Source organism: Janthinobacterium lividum, from assembly GCF_034424625.1.
GTDB classification, from domain to species: Bacteria; Pseudomonadota; Gammaproteobacteria; order Burkholderiales; family Burkholderiaceae_D; genus Janthinobacterium; species Janthinobacterium lividum.
In genome coordinates this window covers 412,683-436,766 of the sequence record NZ_CP139976.1, presented here as the reverse complement: position 1 = coordinate 436,766, position 24,084 = coordinate 412,683, and the positions used below count along the sequence as shown (strand labels likewise).

Genomic DNA, 24,084 nt, shown 5'->3' with positions numbered 1-24,084 from the left:
GCAAGCTACTATCATTGCACAAACGCCTTACACATAAAAAACACAGAGCGCCATCCAACGAGGTGGGGCCTGAGACAAGCAACAGGGAGACACTGGTGCAAACGAATACCACAGCAGCAATGCCGACTTTTCCGCGGCGCTTATTGCAACACGGGACAGTACGATCCGACAAGCCCGCATTTCGCGAAAAATACCTGGGCATCTGGCAAACCTGGACCTGGCGCGAGGTCAACGAGGAAGTACGCGCGCTGGCCTGCGGCCTGGCAGCCATCGGCTTCCAGCGCGGCATGAACCTGGCCATCATCGGCGATAATCGTCCCCGCCTGTACTGGGCCATGCTGGCGGCGCAAAGCCTGGGCGGCGTGCCCGTGCCACTGTACCAGGACGCGCCGGCCGCCGACATGGCCTACGTGCTGCAGGATGCGGACATCCGCTACGCCATCGTCGAAGACCAGGAGCAGGTCGACAAGCTGCTCGAACTCAAAGCGCTGTACCCGCACGTCGCCCACATCGCCTATGACGATGAACGGGGCATGCGCCATTATCGCCAGCCGGAACTGATGTCCTTTGCCGCCCTGCAGGTGCTGGGCCGGGCCTATGACCGCGAACACCCGGGCTTTTTCGACGCCGCCGTGGCAGCGGGCCAAGGGAGCGACTCCGCCGTGATCCTGTACACCTCGGGCACCACGGGCAAGCCGAAGGGCGTATGCCAGAGCCACACGGCGCTGCTGGCTGCCGGCATTGGCGGCGTCGCCTTCGACAAGCTCACCGACGAGGAAGACATCCTGTCCTACCTGCCCATGGCGTGGGTGGGCGACTGCCTGTTCTCGCTGGCGCAGGCCATGGTGGCCGGCTTTACCGTCAACTGCCCCGAATCGGGCGACACGGTGATGATCGACATGCGCGAAATCGGCCCCACCTGCTACTTTGCGCCGCCGCGCGTGTTCGAAAACATGCTCACCAGCGTGATGATACGCATGGAAGACGCGAGCAGCATCAAGCGCCATATGTTCAGCCATTTCATGGACGTGGCCAAGCGCTGCGGCGCGCAGATCCTGGATGGCAAGCCCGTATCGCTGGCGGACCGCCTCAGCTACAAGCTGGGCGAGCTGCTCGTCTACGGTCCCCTGAAAAACGTCCTGGGACTGTCGCGCGTGCGCGTGGCTTATACCGCCGGCGCCGCCATCGGCCCCGACCTGTTCCGCTTCTACCGCTCCATCGGCGTCAACCTCAAGCAGCTGTACGGCTCGACCGAAACCTGCGCCTATGTCTGTCTGCAACCGGATGGCAATATCAAGTTCGACAGCGTCGGCTTGCCGGCGCCGGGCGTGGAAGTCAAGCTGGCGGCGAATGGCGAAGTGCTGGTCAAGTCGCCTGCCACCATGAGCGGCTACTTCCGGCGTCCCGACGCCACCGCCGAAGTGATCGACAACGACGGCTATTTCCATACGGGCGACGCGGGCGTGTTCGACAGCGAAGGCCATCTGAAAATCATCGACCGCGCGGCCGACGTGGGCAAGATGAATTGCGGCGCCATGTTCGCCCCCAACTACATCGAAAACAAGCTCAAGTTCTTCCCCTTCATCAAGGAAGTGGTGGCCTTCGGCCATGCGCGCGACCAGGTGTGCGCCTTCATCAACATCGACATCGAAGCGGTGGGCAACTGGTCCGAGCGGCGCGGCATCGCCTACTCCGGCTACACCGACCTGGCGGCGCGCGCCGAGACCTATGGCCTGATCCGCGATTGCATCGAGCAAGTCAACGCGGAACTGGCGGCCGACCCGCTGATGGACCGCACGCAGGTGCACCGCTTCCTCGTGCTGCACAAGGAACTCGATCCGGACGACGACGAGCTGACCCGCACGCGCAAGGTGCGCCGCAAATTCATCGCCGAAAAATACGCGGTGCTCATCTCCGCCCTGTATGAGGGCAAGGCAACGCAATACATCGAGACCCAGGTGAAATTCGAGGATGGCCGCACCGGTTCGACCAGCGCCGACCTGCAGATCTGGGACAGCAAAACGTATCGGCCCCAGGGCCTGGCCGCATGATGGAGCACAGCACGATGCAAATGAACGAACCCGACGCCCATTTCGGCACGGCCCGCAAGGCGGGCCCCGTGATCCTCGACCTGAAGAACATCTCGCTGTCGTTTGGCGGCGTGAAGGCGCTGACCGACATCTCGTTTGACGTCAAGCAGCATGAAATCCGCGCCATCATCGGCCCGAACGGCGCCGGCAAAAGCTCGATGCTCAACGTGATCAACGGCGTGTACCGCCCGCAGCAGGGAGAAATCATCTACCGGGGCGAGCACCGGCGCGGCATGGATTGCTATGCGGCCGCCAAGGCCGGCATCGCGCGCACCTTCCAGAACATCGCCCTTTTTAAAGGCATGACGGTGCTCGACAACATCATGACGGGACGCAACCTGAAGATGAAGTCGAATTTCCTCTTGCAAGCCCTGTACTGGGGGCCAGCGCGGCGCGAGGAAATCGAGCACCGCAAGAAGGCAGAGGAAATCATCGACTTCCTGGAAATCCAGGCCATCCGCAAGACGCCCGTGGGACGCCTGCCCTACGGCCTGCAAAAGCGCGTGGAGCTTGGCCGCGCGCTGGTGGCCGAACCGGAAATTTTGCTGCTCGATGAACCGATGGCCGGCATGAACGTGGAAGAAAAGCAGGACATGTGCCGCTTCATCCTCGACGTCAACGACCAGCTGGGCACGACCATCGTGCTGATCGAGCACGACATGGGCGTGGTGATGGATATCTCCGACCGCGTGGTGGTGCTCGATTACGGCAAGAAGATCGGCGACGGCACGCCCGACGAGGTGCGCAGCAACCAGGATGTCATCAACGCCTATCTCGGCGTGGCGCACTAGACGAGGAATAGCAATGAATATCAATTTTTTCTTTGAAGTGCTGATCGGCGGCCTGCTGTCGGGCGTCATGTATGCGCTGGTGGCGATCGGCTTTGTCCTGATCTACAAGGCGTCGGGCGTGTTCAACTTCGCGCAGGGAGCGATGGTGTTTTTCGCCGCCCTCACCTGCGTCGGCATCATGGACAAGTTCGGCCTGTCGCTGTGGCTGGCCATCCCACTGACGATGCTCACCATGATCGTGCTGGGCATGGCGATTGAACGGGTGGTCTTGCGCCCGCTCGTCAACCAGCCGGAAATCACGCTGTTCATGGCCACCATCGGCCTGACCTTTTTCATCGAAGGCCTGGCGCAGCTGATGTGGGGCTCCCAGGTGCACAAGCTGGACCTGCCCATCGAAGACGTGCCGATGCAGTTTTTGATGGACCGCTTCGACATCAACATCTCGCAGTTCGACCTGATGGCGGCCGGCATCTGCGCGCTGCTGGTGATCTGCCTGGCCTTGCTGTTCTCGAAAACCAAGGTGGGCCGCGCCCTGCGCGCCGTCGCCGATGACCACCAGGCGGCACTGGCGGTCGGCATCCCGCTGCAGCGCATCTGGGCCGTCGTGTGGGGCGTGGCGGGCCTGGTGGCCATGGTGGCCGGCTTGCTGTGGGGCGCGCGCAACGGCGTGCAGTTCGCCCTCACCTTCATCGCCTTGAAAGCGCTGCCGGTGCTGATCCTCGGCGGCTTTACGTCGGTGCCGGGCGCCATCGTCGGTGGCCTGATCATCGGCGCGTCGGAAAAGCTGGCCGAAGTCTACCTCGGTCCCATGGTGGGCGGCGGCATCGAAGGCTGGTTCCCGTATGTGCTGGCCCTGCTGTTCCTGCTGGTGCGGCCGGAAGGCCTGTTCGGCGAGAAGATCATCCGGCGAATATAACGCCACCGTAACAGCATCGTAGGTCGGGTTAGCGCATGGCGCGTAACCCGACAACAGCCAAAACAGCCAGCAAAGGACACGCCATGATTTACCGTGAAGCAGGACAATTCAAGACCAGCTACCAGGCTGACAACCAGATTTTCCCGATCCGGCAAGACCGCCTGGCGCTGACGGCCACGCTCCTCGTCGCCGTCTTCCTCCTGCCGTATTTAGCCTCGCCTTACATGCTGTCGGCGATCCTGATTCCCTTCCTGATCTTCGCCCTGGCAGCACTGGGCCTGAACATCCTCACCGGTTACGCGGGCCAGCTGTCGCTGGGCACGGCCGCCTTCATGGCCGTGGGCGCCTTTGCCTCGTATAACTTCATGGCCCGCCTGCCAGGCTTGCCGCTGCTGGTGTCGTTCATCCTCGGCGGCCTGTGCGCGGCCATGGTGGGCATCGCCTTCGGCCTGCCTTCCCTGCGCATCCGCGGCTTTTACCTGGCCGCCTCCACCCTGGCGACGCAGTTCTTTGTCGTCTGGTGCCTGACCAAGATCCCGTATCTCACCAACTACAGCTCCTCGGGCGTGATCACGGTGCAGAAGATGACGATCCTCGGCTACCAGTTCGATACGCCGCAAAGCAAATACCTGCTGGTGCTGGCGATTGTCGCCGGCATGGCGCTGCTGGCCAAGAACATGATCCGCTCGAATGTGGGCCGCTCGTGGATGGCCGTGCGCGACATGGACATGGCGGCCGAAGTGATCGGTTTCCGCCTGATGCGCACCAAGCTGCTGGCGTTTGCCGTCAGCTCGTTCTACTGCGGCGTGGCCGGCGCGCTGTATGCGTATGCCTACCTGGGCACGGTGGAGCCGGAAGCGTACAACCTGGACCTGTCCTTCCGCATCCTGTTCATGATCATCATCGGCGGCGTCGGCTCGATCCTCGGTTCCTTCCTCGGCGCGGCCTTCATCGTGCTGCTGCCCGTCTTCCTGAACACCATCGCGCATGGCCTGGCATTGCCGACCAGCGTGGCTTCGAACCTGGAACTGATGGTGTTCGGCGCGCTGATCATTTTCTTCCTGATCGTCGAACCGCACGGCCTGGCCAGGCTGTGGCAGATCGCGAAGGAGAAACTGCGCCTGTGGCCTTTCCCGCACTAGGAATTTGTACCTTGCTGTCTGATGTCGATTGACTTGAAATCAAATAAAACAAGAGGAGACACACAATGAAACACATCAAATCGCTCATGCTGGCCGCCGCCATCGCCAGTGCCGCACTCACCATGGCCGGCAGCGCGCAAGCCCAGGACAAGGAACAGTACATCGCCCTGCCGTCCTACCGCGTGGGCCCGTACGCGGCCGGCGGCTCCGGTTTCTACGGCGGCATCATCGACTACTTCAACCTGGTCAACCAGGCCGGCGGCGTCAATGGCGTCAAGATCAGCTGGGAAGAATGCGAGACCGAATACAACCCGTCGCGCGGCGTCGAATGCTATGAACGCCTGAAAACCAAGCAGGGCGGCGCCACCCTGGTCGAAACCCTGTCCACCGGCGTCGCCTACGGCATCCTCGACCGCGTGGCGCAAGACAAGATCCCCATGACGATGATCGGCTACGGCCGCTCGGACGCCGCCAACGGCAAGGTCTTCCCGTATGTGTATCCGCTGATCTCCAGCTACTGGAGCCAGGCCGCCGCCATGATCAAGTACCTGGGCGACAAGGATGGCGGCATGGACAAGCTGAAAGGCAAGAAGATCGTCCACCTGTACCACGATTCGGCCTTCGGCAAGGAGCCGCTGCCCGTGCTCGAAGCGCTGTCGAAACAGTACGGCTTCGAGCTGGTGAAAATTCCCGTCGCGCCGCCAGGCAGCGAACAGCAGTCGCAATGGCTGCAGATCCGCCAGGCCAAGCCGGACCACGTGATCCTGTGGGGCTGGGGCGTGATGAACTCCGTTGCCATCAAGACGGCGCAGCGCAACGGCTTTCCGCGCGACAAAATGCTGGGCGTCTGGTGGGCCGGCTCCGAGGAAGACACGATTCCATCGGGCGATGCGGCCAAGGGCTACACGGCGATGACGTTCAATACGCCGGGCAACTACCCCGTGCTCGACGACATCCGCAAGAAACTCTACGCGTCCGGCAAGGGCAACCTGTCCGACCAGTCGCGCATCGGCTCCGTCTACCACATGCGCGGCGTGACGGCCGGCATCCTGTGGGTGGAAGCGATCCGCGTGGCGCAGGAAAAATTCGGCAAGGGCAAACCGATCACGGGCGAGCAGATGCGCTGGGGCCTGGAAAACCTGAACGTCGACGATGCGCGCCAGAAGGCCGTCGGCGCGCTGGGCATGTTCCCGACCGTGAAAACCAGCTGCGACGACCATGAAGGCTCGGGCGCCGTGAAAGTGCAGCAGTGGGATGGCAAGAAATGGACCGCCATCACGCCGAAATGGATCGTCGGCGACAAGGCCCTGGTGCGCAAGCTGGTCGATGAATCGTCGAACAAGTACGCCGAAGAGAAAAAGATCACACCGGCGTGCATGAAGTAAATCGCTGCCGATGGTGGTGTCGGATTACGGCCTGCGGCCTAATCCGACCTACGCCGCATCCACGTAGGTCGGATTAGCGAAGCGTAATCCGACAGCATCGCCAACACATATGAAAACGAAGCAGCCATGACACCCACTGCCACGCAAACACCGGAAACGCCACCGCCCTACCTGTCGGTGAACAATATCGAAGTCATCTACGACCACGTGATCCTGGTCCTGAAAGGCGTGTCGCTGCAAGTCCCGCAAGGCAAGATCGTGGCGCTCCTGGGCGCCAACGGCGCCGGCAAGTCGACCACCCTGAAAACCATCTCGACCCTGTTGCGCGGCGAACGGGGCGACGTCACCAAGGGCGAAGTCCAGTTCAAGGGCGAGCGCGTGGATCAATTGACGCCGAATGAACTTGTCAAGCGGGGCCTGTCGCAAGTGATGGAAGGGCGCCACTGTTTCGGCCACCTCACCATCGAGGAAAACCTCCTGACGGGCGCCTACACGCGCAGCCTGTCGCGCGGCGAGCTGAAAGACGCGCTGGAAAAGGTGTATCACTACTTTCCTCGCCTGAAAACCCGGCGCAGCAGCCAGGCCGGCTACACCTCGGGCGGCGAACAGCAGATGTGCGCCATCGGCCGCGCGCTGATGGCCAAGCCATCGATGATTTTACTGGACGAGCCGTCGATGGGCATCGCGCCGCAGATCGTCGAAGAGATCTTCGGCATCGTCAAGGACCTGAACCACAAGGAAAACGTGTCTTTCCTGCTGGCCGAACAGAACACCAACGTGGCGCTGCGCTACGCCGACTTCGGCTACATCCTGGAAAACGGCCGCGTCGTGATGGAAGGGCAAGCGCAGGAACTGGCCAGCAACGAAGACGTCAAAGAGTTTTACCTGGGCGTGTCCAGCGCCGGGCGCAAGAGCTTCCGCGACATGAAGTTCTACCGCCGCCGCAAGCGCTGGCTGGCCTGACATCGGAGTTGCCGTCATGGACCTGGAACGGGCCAAGCAAGTATGCCGCGGCTTTCCCGGCGCGACAGAAGACATCAAGTGGAGCAACGTGCTGGCGTTTTCCGTCGGTGGCCGCCTGTTCGCGCTATGCGGCGCGGAAGCACACAGCACGCGCGGCATGAGCTTCAAGGTCGATGCGGAACGCTTCCTGGAATTGACGGACCGCCCCGGTTTTCGCCCGGCACCCTACCTGGCGCGGGCCAAATGGGTGCTGGTCGCCAGTCCCGACGCCCTCGACGACGATGAAATGGCCGCCCTGCTGCAGCGCTCATACAGCCTGATTGTTGCGGGGCTGACGAAAAAAATGCAACGTGACATTGGAGAATCAGCAACATGACCGATACGCTCGACAGTCTGGAAGCACGCGCCCCCGAAGCGCGTGAAAGCGAATTGATGGCCGGCCTGCCGCAGCTGATCGCGCGCGCGCAGAAGGCGCCGGGCTGGGCCCGCATCCTTGATGGCGTCACCGCAGCCGACATCACCAGCCGCGCCGCGCTGGCGCAGCTGCCCGTGACGCGCAAGTCCGACCTCAAGCAATTGCAGCACGACGCGCTGCCGTTCGGCGGCTTGAACACGACGCCAAAGAATGCCCTGTCGCGTGTATTCGTCTCGCCCGGCCCCATCTTCGATCCGGAAGGCCGCGGCCCTGACTGGTGGCGCTTCGCGCGGCCCATGTATGCGGCCGGCGTGCGCGCCGGCGGCTTGCTGCAGAACTGCTTTTCGTATCACTTCACGCCGGCCGCCTTCATGGTCGAAGGGGGCGCCGCGCGCATCGGCTGCACCGTCATCCCGGCCGGCATCGGCCAGACGGAAATGCAGGTGCAGGCGATGGCTGACCTGAAGCCGGACACGTATATCGGCACGCCGTCATTTCTGAAACTGATCATCGAGAAAGCGCGCGAAATGGGCGCCGACATCAGCAGCGTCACCAAGGCCGTGATGGGCGCGGAAGCCTTGCCCGAATCCTTGCGCAGCTGGTTTGCCGAAAATGGCGTGCCACACGTGTTCCAGACCTATGCCTCGGCCGATATCGGCAGCATCGCCTATGAAACGGCCAGCAATGGCAAGCTCAATCCGGGCATGGTCGTTGACGAAAACGTGCTGCTGGAAATCGTCCATCCGGGCAGCGGCATTCCCGTCGCGCCGGGCGAAGTGGGCGAGGTCGTCGTTACCGTCTTCAATGCCGACTATCCGCTGATCCGCTTCGCCACGGGCGATCTGTCGGCCGTGCTGATGGACGCGCCGGATTCGCCGTGCGGCCGCACGAATACGCGCATCAAGGGCTGGATGGGGCGTGCGGATCAAACCACCAAGGTGCGCGCCATGTTCGTGCATCCGTCGCAGGTGCACGAGATCGTGCGCCGCCATCCGCAGATCAAGAAGGCGCGGCTGGTGGTATCGGGACGCATGGCCAACGACGAGATGGCTTTGCATTGCGAAGTCGACGATCCGACGGACGCCAGCGGCGTGGAAGCCATCATCGGCTCGATCCGCGAACTGACCAAGCTGCGCGGCGACGTAGTGCTGGTGGCCGTGGGCAGTCTGGCGCAGGATGGGAAAGTTATCGACGACATGCGCGATTACAAATAAGGCCGATTTGCGGGATAATACCGGCATTGACCATCAGCCCCATTCATCGCCATGCAAGAGTCCATGCAAGAATTTCATCACAACCGTGCCCGTGACCTGATCAAGAACGCGGAACTGCTGTTCGACCAAGACGCCGTGCAGGCGTCGATCACGCGCATGGCCGATGTGCTCAACACGCGCTTCAACGCCGACGATTCGAAAGAATTCCCGCTGGTGCTGGGCGTGATGGGCGGCGCCGTCGTGTTTACGGGCAGCCTGCTGCCGCAACTGAGCTTTCCGCTCGAATTCGACTACATCCACGTGAGCCGCTACGGCGACGACGACAAGGGTGGCGAAGTGGTGTGGAAAGTCATCCCCCGCTCGAATGTTGCGGGCCGCACCGTCATCGTGCTCGACGATATTCTCGACGAAGGCGAAACCCTGGCGCACGTCAAGCAGCGCTTGCTGGACATGGGCGCCTCGGAAGTGATCCTGGCCGTCTTCGCGGACAAGGCCATCGGCAAGAAGAAGCCGGTACAAGCCGACATCGTCGGCCTGGTGATCCCGAACCGCTTCGTCGTCGGCTTCGGCATGGACGCGTATGGCTACTGGCGCAACCTGCCGGGCCTGTGGGCCATCAAGCCCGAGGATTTGAAGCAGCAGTGATTCATGATGGTTGTCGGATTAGCGCGCAGCGCGTAATCCGACATCCTCACCAACGTTACAGCTTCAACCGCGCGCGCGCCGCATCGTATTCGGCCTTCAGGCGCGCCACCATCTCTTCCACGCTCGGCACGTCATCCATCAAGCCCACGCCCTGGCCCGCGCCCCAGATGTCGCGCCAGGCCTTGGCGCTGCCGGAGCCGAAATTCATCGCGCTCTTGTCCGCTTCGGGCAAGGCTTCCGGATCGAGTCCGGCCGCTTCGATCGATTTTTTCAGGTAATTGCCGTGCACGCCCGTAAACAGGTTCGTGTAGACGATGTCGGCCGCGCTGGAATCGACGATGGCGTCGCGGTAGCCATCGCTGACGTTCGATTCCTTGGTTGCCAGCCAGCGCGAGCCGATGTAGGCAAAGTCCGCGCCCATCGCTTGCGCGGCCAGCACGGCATCGCCCGTGGCGATGGAGCCGGACAGCGCCAGCGGGCCGTCGAAGAACTTGCGCACTTCGCCCACCAGCGCGAACGGCGACAGGGTGCCCGCGTGGCCGCCGGCGCCGCTGGCGACCAGGATCAAGCCATCGACACCCGCCTCCAGGGCCTTTTTCGCGTGACGGATCGAGATCACGTCATGCAGCACGATGCCGCCATAGCTGTGGATGGCGTCGAGCATTTCCTTGGGCGGCGCGCGCAGCGAGGAAATGATGATGGGAATCTGGTGTTTCACGCACACTTCCACGTCATGTGCCAGGCGGTCGTTCGACTGGTGCACGATCTGGTTGACGGCGATCGGTCCCACTTTTTTATCGGGATTGGCGGCCTGGAAGGCGGCCAGCTCGGCCTGCAGCTCGGTGAGCCAGGTGTCGAGCAATTCGGCGGGACGCGCGTTCAGGGCCGGGAAGGAACCGACGATGCCGGCCTTGCACTGCGCCGCGACGAGGGCCGGGCCGCTGGCGATGAACATCGGCGACGCGATAACGGGTAAGGAGAGGTTTTGCAACGCAACAGGCAATGCCATGGCGGACTCGCTGGAAAGTTGATCGGACGTGAAAAACACACTGAACGTTGATTATAGTGCAGAAAAAGTACGGTCGTGCTGAATTTATCGCCTATCCGTGTCAGCCCTCGTTAAGCAAGTACTCACCCTCGATCCGTGCCGCTGTAGCCCTCACCAGCTGCGACACGGCCCACTCGGCCAGCGCGGCCGCCTCCTGGCGCAGGAAGCGCCGGTTGGCCTCTTCGAAGACGGGCATGCCCCGCAGCAGGGCCGGTATCTCGGCGAGGGCGATGCGCTGGCGTTCCAGCAGCAGGAATTTCAGCAGCACTTTCACCGCATTCTGCGCATTGCGCACGGGATCGGACGCCAGGTAATCGAGACGTGAATACGCGCGCTGCAGGGCGCCGGCGGCGTCCTGGAACGGCCGCCCGTGGCCGGGAATGACGACTTGCACATCGAGGCTGGCGATCAGGTCCAGCGTGGCGCGCGCTTCAGGGAAGCCGGAGCCGCCATCGAGTTCGGGGAAGATCACGCCAAAGCCGTTTTCCCACAGCGCGTCGGCGGAGATCAGGATGCCCTCTTCGGCGCAGTAAAAAATCAGCGAGTGCGGATCGTGGCCCGGCGCGCCCAGCGCCTGCCAGCGCATGTCGGCCAACGTCAACGTGTCGCGGGGCGAGACGGTGGCATCAAAGCCGAAGCGCGGACATTGCTGGCCCGTGGCCTGGAAACTCAGGGCCTCGACATCCCACGCGCGCACCTTGTCCGCCTCCGACACGGGAATGGCCGTATGGCAGCCGTATTCCGCTTGCAGCAGCGCGTTGCCGCCGCAATGGTCGGAATGCAGATGGGTGTTGAACAGGCGGTCCAGGGGACGGCCAGCCAGGCTATGACGCAGCAGGGCCAGCGTTTGCGGCGCATGCGTGGCATAGCCGCTGTCGATCAGCGCCGTGTCGTCCCGGCCCTGGAACAGGATGTTATTCGACGACAGCCAGCCGCGTTCGAACACCTGCATGGCATCGGGGAACAGCGCTGGCGATCGCGGCATGGCTTCCTCAGTAGTCGGGCTCGAAATCGAGCTGGGATTCGCGTCCTGGCAATTCGGCCCACACAGCACGCTTGAAGTCGTCGTCGGCCTTGCTCCAGGCGATGATCTCGTCGAGCGTGCGCAAGCAGCCTTCGCACAAGCCGCTGTTGCGGTTCATCTTGCACAGGCTGACGCAGGGCGACGGCACCGGCGACGGCAAGGGGAGCGGAACGGCGGGCGGAGGTGGGGGAGTGACCATCATGGAGCGGCATCGGTGTAGGTACAGGCTTGCATTATGCCGCGAAACCGTGCCGGCGAGTCGGTGGCATCGCCATGCAATGTTTCTGTGAATATATTTTCAAGCAAAAATATGATCAAAAAACCATCTTCCGGAAATTTATTTTGCAGCCCATTCTCACTCTGCGAGTACCCGTCCTACAACACGATCAGGTCAAATCCTGCTTGACTTGAGATATTTCACAACTATACTACCATCCATACAGATGGCAATTGGATGCCACGTGGAGTTTTTGGAGAGATATGGCCAAGCAAGACAGCAAGCCCAAAATTGGGGAATCCGAGAAAATCACGATCAACCTCGGCTTGATCGACCTGGGGCAGATCGATCTGCTGGTCCAGGAGGGATTTTATTCCAACCGCACGGATCTGATCCGTACGGCCATACGCAACCAGCTGGGTATCCACGCCGACGTGGTGAAACAAACCGTCGCCCGTAAAAGCCTGGTATTGGGCATGCAGCACTATTCGCGCGCCGACCTGGAAGCGATCCAGGCAGCCGGCCAGCGCCTGCAGATACAGGTGCTGGGACTGGCCAGCATCGCCAGCGACGTCTCCGTGGAACTGGCACTGGCCACCATCGAGTCGATTTTCGTATTAGGTGCCCTGCACGCCAGCACCGTCGTCAAGACGGCGCTCGCAGGGCGAATTCACTAGCGTATCGGTTCGCGGCGATGACCCGGCCGATGCGCGGCACCGTTAAGGATGGTCATGAAACTCCCTCTCAACATGTTGGCGCAGATGCGCGCAGCAACCCGTAATCTGATGGGCCGCGGCCCCGCCGCCGCCACCGAAGCGATCCAGCAGGCGCTGTCTGCCGCCGGCCTGGCACCGCAGGCGACAGCCACGCAAGCGCCGCCGCAGACCATGCGCGACATTAATCCGCCACCACCAGCGCAAGCCCGAGCCGAACAGCCGCAAACTGCTGCCGCGCCAGAAACGCCTGATGCGCCGCCCACGCCCGCGCAAGCGGCGCAGGACTTCGCGCAGGATTTCATGGCGCGCCTGGGCGTGCCGGCAGGCCTGGGCCAGCACAGCTTCGACATGCCCAGCTTCGAGCTGCCGAATTTCCACCCGCCCGGCTTCAACGCGCCGGCCACCACGCCGGCGGAGGTGCCCGCTGGCGCGCAGTTCATCGACGGCGTGTACCGCAACCATGCTGGCACGCGCTCCTACAAGCTGTATATCCCCAGCAGCTACCACGGCCAGGCCATGCCGCTGATCGTCATGCTGCACGGCTGTACGCAAAATCCCGACGATTTCGCCGCCGGCACGCAGATGAATGCGCTGGCAGAAGAAAAGGAATGCTTTGTCGTCTACCCGGCGCAGACGCAGGGCGCCAACAGTTCGCGCTGCTGGAACTGGTTCAATGCCATCGACCAGCAGCGCGACCAGGGCGAACCATCGCTGATCGCCGGCATCGCCCGGCAAGTCATCGACGACTACCCGGTGAATGAACGCGAAGTGTTCGTCGCCGGCCTGTCGGCGGGCGGCGCCATGGCCGTCATCGTCGGCACCCTGTATCCGGACCTGTTTGCCGCCGTCGGCGTGCATTCGGGCCTGCCGTTCGCCTCGGCGCAGGACTTGCCGTCGGCACTGGCAGCCATGAAGGGCGGCGCCATGCCCAATGCCCAGCGCAAGGCGCCGGCGGGCGGCGTGCCCATCATCGTTTTCCACGGCGACCGCGACACCACCGTCAACCCGCGCAATGGCGATGAACTGATTGCCCAGGGCGTGCGCAGCCAGGCGGGCGGCAAGGCGGCCAAGGCCGCATCCATCGACGGCAGCGTGCCGAATGGCCACCGCTACACGCGCACCACGCACAGCCAGGCCGATGGCTCGCCGCTGGGCGAACACTGGGTCATCCACGGCGCCGGCCATGCCTGGTCCGGCGGCAGCAATAACGGCAGCTACACGGATGGCAAGGGACCGGACGCCAGCCGCGAGATGCTGCGCTTCTTCAAGACGGTCAGCTAATCCGTCAGCTGATGTTTTCGGTGTAGGGCGCGATCTGCCGCTGCTTGTCGGCGATCTCGCACACGCCGTCGGCGTAGCGGTGGGAGATGGCGATGAACTGGTCCTGGATCTGCAGGAAGGCGTCGACGATCTCGGCGTCGAAGTGCGAACCGCGCCCCTCGACGATGATCTGCACGGCCTGCGCATGGTCCATGCCCTGCTTGTAGATGCGACGGCTGATCAGGGCGTCATACACGTCGGCCAGCGCCATCAGGCGCGCCGAAATCGGGATGGCTTCGCCAGCCAGGCCTTGCGGGTAGCCGCTGCCATCCCATTTCTCGTGATGGCTGTAGGCGATCTCTTTCGCGTACTTGAGGAAATCGACTTCGATGCCCAGCTCGTGTTCCGCCGCCAGGATGGCGTCGCGCCCGAGCGTGGTATGGGTCTTCATGATGGCCATTTCATGCGGTTCGAAACGCCCCGGCTTGAGCAGGATATGGTCGGGGATGCCCACCTTGCCGATATCGTGCAGCGGCGCCGTCTTGAACAGCAGTTCGATATTCTTGTCCGTCAAAAAATCACGGAAACGCGGCAAGCCGCGCACCTTCTCGGCCAGCGCCTTCAGGTAATGCGAAGTGCGGCGGATATGGTTGCCCGTCTCGCTGTCGCGCGTTTCGGCCAGCGACGCCATGGCGTGAATGGTGACGTCCTGCAGCGCGGCCACTTCCTGCACCCGGCGCTCCACTTCCGTTTCCAGGTAATGATTCTGGTCGCGCAAGAAATCCTGCATCTGCTTCATCGCCAGCTGCGTCCTGATGCGCGCCAGCACGATGGGCGCTGAAATCGGCTTGGTGATGTAATCGACGGCGCCCAGGGCCAGGCCCAGCTGCTCATCGGCCACCTCGCTCATGGCGGTGACGAAAATCACGGGGATGCCGGCCGTGGCGGGATCGGCCTTCAGCGCGCGGCACACATCGTAGCCGCTCATGCCCGGCATCATGATGTCGAGCAGGATCAGGTCGGGCTGGTCGCTGCCGGCGGCGATCTTCAGGGCGCGCTCGCCATTGACGGCGATCTTGGTGCGGTAATCGTCTTCCAGCACCGCGCGCAGCAGGTCGATATTGTCTGGCGTGTCGTCGACCACCAGGATGGTTGGCTTGCTTGCCGGCGCTTTCATGCCCTTCCTTCGCTCTGCATAGTTATCCTTGTCACAGTGTCAGCTCCAGCGCATCGGCCACCTCGCCCAGCTGCGCCAGCGCACCTTCGAAATCGTATTGTCCCAGCATGCGCTTCAACTGGCGCGCGTGTTCCGCCTGCCCGGCCGCGACCAGCATGGGGCCGATGCCGTCCAGGTGCTTGACGGCCTGCGCGTCGTCCTGCTGCAGCAGCTGCGACAGCTCGCGCAAGCCCGCTTCCAGGTACGCCCGGTCCACCGGCGCCACGTGCGCCACCGGCGCGCCGCCCGCCTCGGCCACATGGCCGCGCGACTGCATGGCCAGCACGATCTTCGGCACCAGCTCGTCGAGCGCCAGGGTGCAGGCGGCCAGCGCCTGCGGCAAGCCGTCGTGCGATCCCAGGCTGAGCAAATGCTCGACCCGCGCGGCGCTGTCGGCCAGGCCGCCGGCGCCGATATTGCCGGCCAGGCCCTTCAGGGTATGCGCTTCGCGGATCGCCGTCTCGAGCTGGTTGTTCTCGATGGCGGCAACGATGCGCTGCATGGCATCGAACTGGGTTTCCACAAAACGGTCCAGCAATTTTCGCATCAAAGCGGTATTGCCGCCCACGCGGCGCATGGCTTCCGCCATTTTCAGGCCGGCGATCACGGGCAGCTCCGCTTCCGGCTGCGCCACCACCGCCGTCATTTCCTGCGGCGTGGCCGGCGCGATCCAGCGCGCCAGGGTGCCGAACAGCTGCGCCACGTCGATCGGCTTGGCGATGAAATCGTTCATGCCGGCGTCCAGGCATTTTTCCTTGTCGCCCACCATGGCATTGGCCGTCATGGCGATCACGGGCAAATTCGAATACCGGGGATCCTGGCGCAGCTTGCGCGTCGCCTGATAGCCATCCATCACCGGCATCTGGCAATCCATCAGCACGCCGTCATAGGCGTTTTCCTCGATCTTCGCCAGCGCGATGGCGCCATTGCCCGCGATATCGACGCGGATGCCGGCGTCGTTGAGAATATGCTGCGCCACTTCCTGGTTCACTTCATTATCCTCCACCAGCAGCAGCCAGGCGCCGCGCAGGGCGCGCTCGTCGTCGCGGTAGCTGCTCTGGCGCTGCGTCTTGCGGCTCTGTCCCGTCACGCCGCCAAACACGAACGCTATCTGGTCGAGCAGGGTCGAGGCGCTGATCGGCTTGTTCAATACGCCGTCGAGCGGCAAGTCGCGCTGGCGCGCCGCCTCCAGCAGCGCTTCCCGATGGAAGGCCGTGACCATGATGCAGGCCGGCGTCGCATCGATGCCGGCGGCATCGGCACGGATGCCGGCCAGGGTATCGAGACCGTTCATGCCCGGCATTTTCCAGTCCATCAGCACCAGCCCGTACGGACGCCCCTCGGCGCGCGCCTGCGCCACGGCGCCGATGGCCAGCACGCCGCCAGACACGGCACGCGCCTCGAAGCCCAGCGCCGTCAGCATGCTGACGAAGATTTCACGCGCGCTGGGGTTGTCGTCGACCACCAGCACGCGCAAGCCCTCAAAGCGCTGCGGAGCAAGCAGGCTGTCGCGCGGCACGGCGGCCAGGCCGAAGCGGGCCGTAAAGAAAAAGGTGCTGCCCACGCCCGCTTCGCTGACCAGATCGATCTCGCCCTCCATCATTTCCACCAGGCGCTTGCTGATGGTCAGTCCCAGGCCCGTGCCGCCATGGTGGCGCGTGGTGGAAGTGTCGGCCTGGGTAAATGCCTGGAACAATTTGCTGCGCTGGGGCGGCGTCAGGCCGATGCCCGTGTCGCGCACATCGACGCGCAAGACAGCCGCATGCTCTTCCAGCTGCTGCAGGCGGATGGTGACGACGATCTCGCCCTTGTCCGTAAATTTGATCGCATTGTTGGTCAGATTGATCAGCACCTGGCCCAGGCGCAGCGGGTCGCCCTGCAATGCGTTCGGCACGTCGGGAGCGATGTCGAACAGCAGTTCCAGGCCCTTGTCCTGCGCCCGCATCACGGACAGGTCGGCGATCTGCGCCAGCACGTCCTCGAGGAAGAAATCGACTTTTTCAAAGGCCATCTTGCCCGCCTCGATCTTCGAAAAATCGAGGATGTCGTCGATGATGGCCAGCAGGTTCTTCGAAGCCGATTCCACCTTCTCCAGGTAGTTGCGCTGGGTCGACGTGAGCTCCGTCTGCAGCGCCAGGTGGGTCATGCCGATGATGCCGTTCATCGGCGTGCGAATTTCATGCGACATATTCGCCAGGAAGTCCGACTTCATCTTGGTCGCATCCTCGGCCACCTCGACGGCGTGGCGCAGGTCCTGTTCCACGGCCAGGCTGGTGCTCATGTCCTTGAGCGCCTGCAGCAGTTCGCCCGTCTCGTCGCGCGATGTCACTTCGATGACGGAACTGAGGTCGCCGTTGGCCACGCGCGTGGCGATCGCCACCGCCTCGCCCAGCGGACGCGTGATCGAGCGCGCCGACCAGGCAAAGGCAAGCCCTGTCAGCAGGGCCGCCAGACCGATGCCGCCCATCAGCAGCAGCGAGGTGTCGATGTCGTTGCGTATCCGGGCCGCGCTGTCGCGGATCTGCTGCTGCTGCAGATCGTCGAGCTGGCCCACGTACAGCAGCACCTTTTCCAGCACCGGCAAGGTCTGCGTCTGCATGGCCTGCTCGGCGCGCGCATCCTCGCCGCGCTCGACCAGTTCGAACATCGTCTGGAGCGACACATAGTAGCCGGCGCGGGCCAGGTGCATCTGTTCCAGCAGGCGCCGTTCGTCGGGCCGCGCATCGAGACCGTCGAGGATGCGCACCTGCTCATCGATGTCTTGCTTGATCGCTTCCAGGCGCGCCTGGTTCTCCTGGCGCAGCGCCAGCTCGTGCTGGTTCGGCAGGTTGCCGATGCGCGTGGCCGCCTCGCGCGCCAGCCCATGGATCTTGCTGGTGGCCTTGGCGGCGACCCAGTCGCGCTGCAGGATATCGTCGGTCTCGGCGCGGATGGCATAGATGCGGCTACCCGCCAGGACGATAACAACCAGCATCAGCACGATCAACATGGCATAACCGGCATTGATGCGCACGCCGATACTGATATCCCTGAAGCGCATGACTTTCCTATAAGAAATTCTTGAAAATCGAAGTCTGAACGTATTCCCCTACAAAATGCAAGGTCTTTTGCAAAGGAAAAAGCGTGCCGCGGCTCTTATTTGGCCGGCGTTGCTGCCGGGGGCGTCAAGGTGGCGATGTGGGCTTGCAGGCAGGCGGGGCACCAGCAGCCGACGCCGAGGCTGCCGGGCACGGGAACGGCCGGCGGCAGGGCCACGCACCAGCAGGGTTCCTTGGCGTCCGGATCGAGCTGGCCACACTGGAAGGTGGCGCCGCAGAGAGTGCACTGGCTCATGGCTGTGTGTGAATTGGCAAGTGTGTGTCATGCTGCGCCGGAATGCGACGCAGATGTAACTGGCAGTAAAAGGGCTGGCTGGGGGACATATCGGGCCAGACTATAGGATCATCAGGGAAAATACAACAAGATCGCCCTATAATGCCTCCAGGATTTTCTTCTTCCCTGTAAAATCGCACAAATCTATTTTCCGGACTCGCCATGAATCAACTAGCTAACTTGAACCTGGACATGAATGACGACTTGACGGCGGTGTCGCCGCAAATCAAGGCGCAGATTCTGGCCGAGGCCCTGCCATACATCCGCAATTTTCATGGCAAGACCATCGTCATCAAGTACGGTGGCAATGCCATGACGGACGAACGCCTGAAGCACGGCTTCGCGCGCGACGTCATCCTGCTCAAGCTGGTCGGCATGAACCCGGTCGTGGTGCACGGCGGCGGACCGCAGATCGACAACGCGCTGAAAAAAATCGGCAAGCAAGGCACCTTCGTGCAAGGCATGCGCATCACCGATGAAGAAACCATGGAAGTGGTGGAGTGGGTGCTGGGCGGCGAAGTGCAGCAGGATATCGTCATGCTGATCAACCATTACGGCGGCCAGGCTGTGGGCCTGACGGGCAAGGATGGCGGCTTGATCCGCGCGCGCAAGATGCAGATGCCGGACCGCGAACATCCGGGCGAATTCCTCGACATCGGCTTTGTCGGCGAGATCGACGCGATCAACCCGGCCGTCGTCAAGGCGCTGCAGGACGACGCCTTCATTCCCATCATTTCGCCGATCGGTTTCGGCCAGGATGGCCAGGCCTACAACATCAACGCCGACGTGGTAGCGGGCAAGATCGCGGAAATCCTGAAAGCGGAAAAGCTGATCATGATGACCAACATCGCCGGCGTCCAGGACAAGCAGGGCAACCTGGTGACCGACCTGTCCGCGCGCGAAATCGACGAGATGTTCGCCGATGGCACGATCTCGGGCGGCATGCTACCGAAGATCTCGTCCGCGCTCGACGCCGCCAAGTCCGGCGTCAACACGGTGCACATCATCGACGGCCGTATCGAACACTCATTATTGCTGGAAGTGTTGACCGAGCAGGCTTTTGGTACTATGATCCGTTCGCACTAAAAAAATCGCAACGCATCACAGCGAGTAGTTTGGCGGCGCAGATCACCTGGCGCCGCTTTTAATTTGCCCTTGTAGCTCAGTGGTAGAGCACTCCCTTGGTAAGGGAGAGGCCACGTGTTCGATCCACGTCAAGGGCACCATCGATTTATCCCCGTATCTGAAAAATGTCCATGGCGGCGTTGCCTCGCCTCGCCGTACATGCGTACTGTCTTCGGCTCGGCGCCTTGCCCTGAACACTTTTCATCTACTCTGCCGCCGTTTGTTGCGCGGCTAAGCTACGGCACCCTTGCTGCCTGCTTGCCAAACTTAATACACCCGCTCGACCTTCAAGCCCTTCTGACGCAATAAATCCGGGACGCTTTTCGTTCCCACCAGGTGCAGCACGCCAATGGCGGCCAGGCTGGACTTTTCGCGCGCCAGGAGTTTGGCGATGCCGTCGGCCAGGGCCGGGTTGCGGCCATCCAGCAACACCTTTTGCACGAACTGGGCTGCGAACGACGGGTCTGTCGCTGCCTTGGCGGCCAGCCTGTCGAAGGCGGCGGCATCGGCCGTGCGCCAGGCATCGGCGATCTCGCGCGCTTCCTGGCTTTGCTCCTGGTCCTCGATCGACGCCACGCCGTCTTCCAGGAAGCGGCACTGGTCGGCCGGCGACATGGCGCCAAACAGCGCCATCTGGCCTTCCATCGACTCGAGTTCCAGCACGGGGATCTTGCGCGCCTTGGCCTGCTGCGACAGATAATTGTCAACGGCCAGGTCCGAGCGGTAGCCGAGCGTGGAAAATTCGCCGATGGCCAGCATGCTGGCCAGCATCCACGGTTTCATCGGCGCCACCGACTCGGCTGGAATGCCGTATTTTTGCAACAGCGGCGCCAGGCGCGGCGCCAGCGTCTGGCGGCAGTCGGCAGGCACTTTGCTGCCCGGCGCTTCCATGCCGTATTTCAGCACGGCGCCCAGGGCGGCACGCGAATCGGCGCCGGGATCGATCTCCAGCGCCAGCGCGCCAGCCTGGTGCAGCGCCTGCGTCACCGTCGGTTCCAGCGGATAAAAATCGGGCGCGCCGACGTGGATGGTGCCGAACAGATACAGGGTGTGGCTGGCATCCTGCACCTTGAACAGGGCGCCCCGGTTTTGCGCCACGGGCGGTGCTTCGGCAAAGGCCGCCGGCAACGGCAGCAAGAATAATCCGCAAAACATCACTATAATCTGGCGTCGCATGGTTTTCCTGATTGTTGAATTTTTCATCTTGCTTATCATCTTGCCTAAAGACTCCTGTGCCTGTGTCCCATCTTAACCGCTCGTCGCCGGTCTGGCTGTTTGACCTCGACAACACGCTGCACAATGCCTCGCACGCCATCTTCCCCACCATCACGGCCAATATGAACACGTATATTGCCCGCGTGCTGGGCGATGGCGTCACGCCGGCCGACGACGCCATCGTCAATGCGGCGCGCGCGGCCTACTGGCGCCGCTACGGCGCCACCTTGCTGGGCATGGTCAAGCACCATCAGGTACAGGCAGCCCATTTTTTGCACGAGACGCATAGCTTCGACGATTTGCGCGCCATGATACGCGCCGAGCGGGGACTGGGGGCTTTACTCAAACGCCTGCCTGGCCGTAAAATTTTACTCACCAACGCGCCGCTGCGCTATTCGAGCGACGTGATGCGCCACCTGGGCTTGCGCCAACACTTTGCGCAGCATATCGCCATCGAGGCGATGCATGTGCACCGCCAGCTGCGGCCCAAGCCATCGACCCTGATGCTGCGCAAATTGATGCGCAAGCACCAGATCCGCCCTGGCCGCTGCATCCTGGTGGAAGACACCCTGGCCAACCTGAAGGGCGCGAAAAAACTGGGCCTGCGCACGGCCTGGATCACGCAATACCTGAAAATGGCGGATCCGATCGGCGTGGCGAAGTTGCCCAAGGCGTTAAATCGCCCCGCTTACGTCGATGTCAAAGTAAAATCTGTCCGGCATTTGGCACGCCGCCTTCACCGTCTGCGTTGAAGGGGACTCCTGGGCTTCCGGTTGACGCCGGAAGCCGCACCGCTAGCGGCGGTGACGGACCTCCCCATCGAGGCAGCATTTTTTTTAACGACAAGAGAAAATATGGCAAGCACACCGCCGGGCCAACGCAGGCTACAAATTCTTCAGGCCCTCGCCGCAATGCTGGAGCAGCCGAAAGGCGAAAAGATCACCACTGCCGCACTGGCGGCCAGACTGACCGTGTCGGAAGCGGCCCTGTACCGCCATTTCGCCAGCAAGGCGCAAATGTTCGAAGGGCTGATCGAATTCATCGAGTCAAGCGTCTTCGGCCTGATCAACCAGATCGCGGAAAAGCACAGCGACGGCATGACGCAAACACGCGACATCATCGGCATGCTGCTCAATTTCGCCATCAGCAATCCGGGCATGACGCGCGTGCTGATCGGCGATGCGCTGGTCAATGAGGACGAGCGCCTGCAAGTGCGCATGAACCAGTTCTACGACCGCGTGGAACTGGCGCTCAAGCAAGCCTTGCGCGTGGCAGCTGCCGAAGGCCATGGCAAGGAAAGCGAAGTGGCGGCGCGCGCCACCCTGATCGTCAGCTTCGTCATCGGACGCTGGCACCGCTACGCCAAGAGCGGCTTCAAGATCAATCCATCCCAGGAAGCGGCGCTGCAAATCGCCATGCTGCTGGGGTAAGTCACCGCCGCGGCTGTCCCCATGCACACCGACTGTTTCGCCCTGCTCGACGACGCCAGCACGCCCGGCGCCGGTTCGCGCCTGTACACGGGCCTGGCGGCAGTCTTGCAGTGCACCGAGGGGCAACAGTGGCCCACCCTGCTCTGGGGGCTGCAAGAGGCCTTGGAACGCGGCCAGTACGCCGTCAGCGTGTGCAGCTACGAACTGGGGGCCCACTTGCTGGGCATGCCACCGCGCGCGACAGATCCCGGCGCGCCGCCGCTGGCGCAAGTGCTCGTCTTTGAACATTGCACGCAGCTGTCGCAGGATGAGGTGCTGCAGTGGCTGGCCGAACGTACGCCGGCGACGGCAACGCCGGCCGGCATCGCCGGCATCCGCGCGAATGTCGACCAGGCGCAATTTACGCAGGCGCTGCACCGCATCCACGACTACATCGTGGCCGGCGACACCTACCAGGTCAACTACACCTATCGTTTGCGCTTCGACGCCTTCGGTTCGCCCCTGGCCCTGTATGCGCGGCTGCGTGCGCGCCAGCCCGTGCCGTATGGCGCGCTGGTGATGCTGCCCGATGGCGGCGCCCTGCTGTCGCTGTCGCCGGAGCTGTTCGTGCGCCATGCCCAGGGCGAGCTGATGGCGCGCCCCATGAAAGGCACGGCGCCGGCCGCCCCTGCGGACCAAGTAGCAGAAAACGCGCGCCGCGCCGCCGCCCTGGCCCATGATCCGAAGAACCGCGCAGAAAACCTGATGATCGTCGACCTGCTGCGCAACGACATCGGCCGCATCGCCGCCACGGGTTCCGTCAAGGTGCCGGCCCTGTTCGAGGTGACGCGCTACAGCAGCGTGCTGCAAATGACCTCCACCGTGCAGGCGCGCTTGCGCGACAACGCCAGCCTGGCCGACATCTTCCAGGCCTTGTATCCATGCGGCTCGATCACGGGCGCGCCGAAACGCCGCACCATGGAAATCATCGCCGAACTGGAAGCGGCGCCACGCGGCATCTATACGGGCGCCATCGGCTGGTTCGATCCGCCAGCCGCCGGCGCTGCCAACGCGGTGGGCGACTTCTGCATGTCCGTGCCGATCCGCACCCTGGCCCTGCAAGCGGCTGGCCATGGCGGCATCCGGCGCGGCGAGATGGGCGTGGGCGCCGGCATCGTGCTCGACAGCGACCCGCAGGAGGAATTTGCGGAGTGCCAGCTCAAGGCCCGCTTCCTGACGGAGCTGAGCAACGACTTTGAACTGTTCGAAACCCTGCACGCCAGCCGTGCCGGTGGCTGCCGCCAGCAAGAGCGCCACCTGGCGCGCCTGGCCGCCTCCTGCGCCTACTTCGGTTTTGTCTGGAGTGAAAGTGCCGCGCGTGCCGCGCTGCAGGCCGCCTGCGCGGCACGCCCGGACGATGCCCCCTTCCGCCTGCGCCTGGCGCTGCGCCAGGATGGCCAGTTCACGACGCAAAGCGGCGCGCTCACCGCCTTGCCGGACACGGTCAACATCCTGTTGGCGCCCGACGCCACCGTGGCGGACGACCTGTTCCTGCGCCACAAGAGCAGCGTGCGCGCGCGCTATGACGCGGCCTGGCGCGCGGCCGAGGCGCAAGGCGGCTTCGACATGCTGTTCTTTAACGAACGGGGCGAACTGACGGAGGGCGGGCGCAGCAATGTCTTCGTCCGGCTAGACGGCCGCTGGCATACGCCGCCCCTGTCCTGCGGCCTGCTGCCCGGCGTGCAGCGCGCGGCCATGCTGGCCGATCCCGCCTGGAACGCGCAGGAAACCATCATCACGCGCCCCATGCTGGCACGGGCCGAAGCCATTGTCGTGTGCAACGCGCTGCGCGGGGCGTTGCCGGCACATATTATCGCTAGCGCCTGAAACCGTTCAGGGCAAGGCGCATTGCCAAAGGCAG

At 63.1% G+C, this 24,084-nt stretch carries 22 protein-coding genes and 1 tRNA gene; 16 read left to right on the top strand and 7 right to left on the bottom strand.

Annotated elements, in window-relative coordinates; genetic code table 11:
- The first annotated feature begins 119 nt into the window (after nt 1-119).
- From U0004_RS01875 to U0004_RS01835, 9 genes are all read left to right on the top strand, one after another.
- A complete protein-coding gene (locus U0004_RS01875) occupies nt 120-2,051 on the top strand; it encodes an AMP-binding protein (protein ID WP_070258371.1) in 1,932 nt (643 codons plus the stop codon).
- A gap of 14 nt (nt 2,052-2,065) precedes the next feature.
- The gene (locus U0004_RS01870; protein WP_070258616.1) at nt 2,066-2,881 is read left to right on the top strand and encodes an ABC transporter ATP-binding protein; all 816 of its coding nucleotides are present in this window, start codon (nt 2,066-2,068) and stop codon (nt 2,879-2,881) included.
- Nucleotides 2,882-2,900: 19 nt separating this feature from the next.
- Nucleotides 2,901-3,797 carry a branched-chain amino acid ABC transporter permease gene (locus U0004_RS01865; RefSeq protein WP_198521486.1) on the top strand — a complete coding sequence of 299 codons (897 nt, stop codon included), beginning with the start codon at nt 2,901-2,903 and terminating at the stop codon, nt 3,795-3,797.
- Between the two features lie 83 nt (nt 3,798-3,880).
- Nucleotides 3,881-4,939 carry a branched-chain amino acid ABC transporter permease gene (locus U0004_RS01860; RefSeq protein WP_070258369.1) on the top strand — a complete coding sequence of 353 codons (1,059 nt, stop codon included), beginning with the start codon at nt 3,881-3,883 and terminating at the stop codon, nt 4,937-4,939.
- Nucleotides 4,940-5,004: 65 nt separating this feature from the next.
- Nucleotides 5,005-6,324, top strand: coding sequence for an ABC transporter substrate-binding protein (locus tag U0004_RS01855; protein ID WP_070258368.1), 1,320 nt, complete (start codon nt 5,005-5,007; stop codon nt 6,322-6,324).
- 126 nt (nt 6,325-6,450) lie between these two features.
- Entirely contained in the window at nt 6,451-7,287 is an 837-nt protein-coding gene (locus U0004_RS01850) for an ABC transporter ATP-binding protein (protein WP_070258366.1), read from the top strand.
- A 16-nt stretch (nt 7,288-7,303) separates the two neighbouring features.
- Entirely contained in the window at nt 7,304-7,663 is a 360-nt protein-coding gene (locus U0004_RS01845; RefSeq protein ID WP_034783779.1) for an MmcQ/YjbR family DNA-binding protein, read from the top strand.
- On the top strand, nt 7,660-8,916 hold the full coding sequence (locus tag U0004_RS01840; RefSeq protein ID WP_070258364.1) for a phenylacetate--CoA ligase family protein: 1,257 nt from the start codon (nt 7,660-7,662) through the stop codon (nt 8,914-8,916). The genes U0004_RS01845 and U0004_RS01840 overlap by 4 nt, the downstream gene beginning before the upstream one ends.
- A 63-nt stretch (nt 8,917-8,979) precedes the next feature.
- Complete coding sequence (locus tag U0004_RS01835) at nt 8,980-9,561, top strand: hypoxanthine-guanine phosphoribosyltransferase (RefSeq protein ID WP_034783782.1); 582 nt, start codon at nt 8,980-8,982, stop codon at nt 9,559-9,561.
- Between the two features lie 55 nt (nt 9,562-9,616).
- Here U0004_RS01835 and U0004_RS01830 read toward each other — a convergent pair whose 3' ends face one another.
- The 3 genes from U0004_RS01830 to U0004_RS01820 all read right to left on the bottom strand — a co-directional run bounded on the left by U0004_RS01830 (nt 9,617) and on the right by U0004_RS01820 (nt 11,835).
- Nucleotides 9,617-10,570: an NAD(P)H-dependent flavin oxidoreductase gene (locus tag U0004_RS01830; RefSeq protein WP_034752807.1), complete on the bottom strand. Its 954-nt coding sequence runs from the start codon at nt 10,568-10,570 to the stop codon at nt 9,617-9,619.
- A gap of 100 nt (nt 10,571-10,670) precedes the next feature.
- On the bottom strand, nt 10,671-11,594 hold the full coding sequence (locus U0004_RS01825; protein WP_070258362.1) for an MBL fold metallo-hydrolase: 924 nt from the start codon (nt 11,592-11,594) through the stop codon (nt 10,671-10,673).
- A 7-nt stretch (nt 11,595-11,601) separates the two neighbouring features.
- Entirely contained in the window at nt 11,602-11,835 is a 234-nt protein-coding gene (locus U0004_RS01820; RefSeq protein ID WP_070258360.1) for a DUF1289 domain-containing protein, read from the bottom strand.
- Nucleotides 11,836-12,113: 278 nt separating this feature from the next.
- Here U0004_RS01820 and U0004_RS01815 point away from each other — a divergent pair, with 278 nt between their 5' ends.
- Both U0004_RS01815 and U0004_RS01810 read left to right on the top strand, forming a co-directional pair.
- Complete coding sequence (locus U0004_RS01815; protein ID WP_034783786.1) at nt 12,114-12,527, top strand: CopG family transcriptional regulator; 414 nt, start codon at nt 12,114-12,116, stop codon at nt 12,525-12,527.
- Between the two features lie 54 nt (nt 12,528-12,581).
- Nucleotides 12,582-13,847, top strand: a complete 1,266-nt coding sequence (locus U0004_RS01810; protein WP_230522870.1) for an extracellular catalytic domain type 1 short-chain-length polyhydroxyalkanoate depolymerase — start codon at nt 12,582-12,584, stop codon at nt 13,845-13,847.
- 4 nt (nt 13,848-13,851) lie between these two features.
- Here the strand turns inward: U0004_RS01810 and U0004_RS01805 are convergent, their stop codons facing one another.
- The 3 genes from U0004_RS01805 to U0004_RS01795 form a co-directional block, all read right to left on the bottom strand.
- Nucleotides 13,852-15,003: a response regulator gene (locus U0004_RS01805; protein WP_034783788.1), complete on the bottom strand. Its 1,152-nt coding sequence runs from the start codon at nt 15,001-15,003 to the stop codon at nt 13,852-13,854.
- A 31-nt stretch (nt 15,004-15,034) separates the two neighbouring features.
- Nucleotides 15,035-18,082 carry a response regulator gene (locus tag U0004_RS01800; RefSeq protein WP_070258358.1) on the bottom strand — a complete coding sequence of 1,016 codons (3,048 nt, stop codon included), beginning with the start codon at nt 18,080-18,082 and terminating at the stop codon, nt 15,035-15,037.
- 95 nt (nt 18,083-18,177) lie between these two features.
- Nucleotides 18,178-18,375, bottom strand: a complete 198-nt coding sequence (locus U0004_RS01795) for a cysteine-rich CWC family protein (RefSeq protein WP_070258356.1) — start codon at nt 18,373-18,375, stop codon at nt 18,178-18,180.
- Between the two features lie 231 nt (nt 18,376-18,606).
- On the opposite strand from U0004_RS01795, the gene argB reads away from it, so the two are divergent.
- Complete coding sequence (gene argB / locus U0004_RS01790) at nt 18,607-19,500, top strand: acetylglutamate kinase (protein ID WP_010393729.1); 894 nt, start codon at nt 18,607-18,609, stop codon at nt 19,498-19,500.
- Nucleotides 19,501-19,565: 65 nt separating this feature from the next.
- A tRNA-Thr gene (locus U0004_RS01785) sits at nt 19,566-19,640 on the top strand.
- 166 nt (nt 19,641-19,806) lie between these two features.
- On the opposite strand, the gene U0004_RS01780 is transcribed toward U0004_RS01785, so the two are convergent.
- Nucleotides 19,807-20,676 carry a TraB/GumN family protein gene (locus U0004_RS01780; RefSeq protein WP_230522873.1) on the bottom strand — a complete coding sequence of 290 codons (870 nt, stop codon included), beginning with the start codon at nt 20,674-20,676 and terminating at the stop codon, nt 19,807-19,809.
- Between the two features lie 95 nt (nt 20,677-20,771).
- Between U0004_RS01780 and U0004_RS01775 the strand changes: the two genes are divergently transcribed.
- From U0004_RS01775 to pabB, 3 genes are all read left to right on the top strand, one after another.
- The gene (locus U0004_RS01775) at nt 20,772-21,506 is read left to right on the top strand and encodes a pyrimidine 5'-nucleotidase (protein ID WP_081345803.1); all 735 of its coding nucleotides are present in this window, start codon (nt 20,772-20,774) and stop codon (nt 21,504-21,506) included.
- Nucleotides 21,507-21,608: 102 nt separating this feature from the next.
- Nucleotides 21,609-22,184 (top strand): nucleoid occlusion factor SlmA, encoded by a 576-nt coding sequence (slmA, locus tag U0004_RS01770; protein ID WP_034752791.1) that lies wholly within the window; start codon nt 21,609-21,611, stop codon nt 22,182-22,184.
- Between the two features lie 21 nt (nt 22,185-22,205).
- Nucleotides 22,206-24,050 (top strand): aminodeoxychorismate synthase component I, encoded by a 1,845-nt coding sequence (gene pabB / locus U0004_RS01765; RefSeq protein WP_070258352.1) that lies wholly within the window; start codon nt 22,206-22,208, stop codon nt 24,048-24,050.
- Nucleotides 24,051-24,084 lie beyond the last annotated feature (34 nt).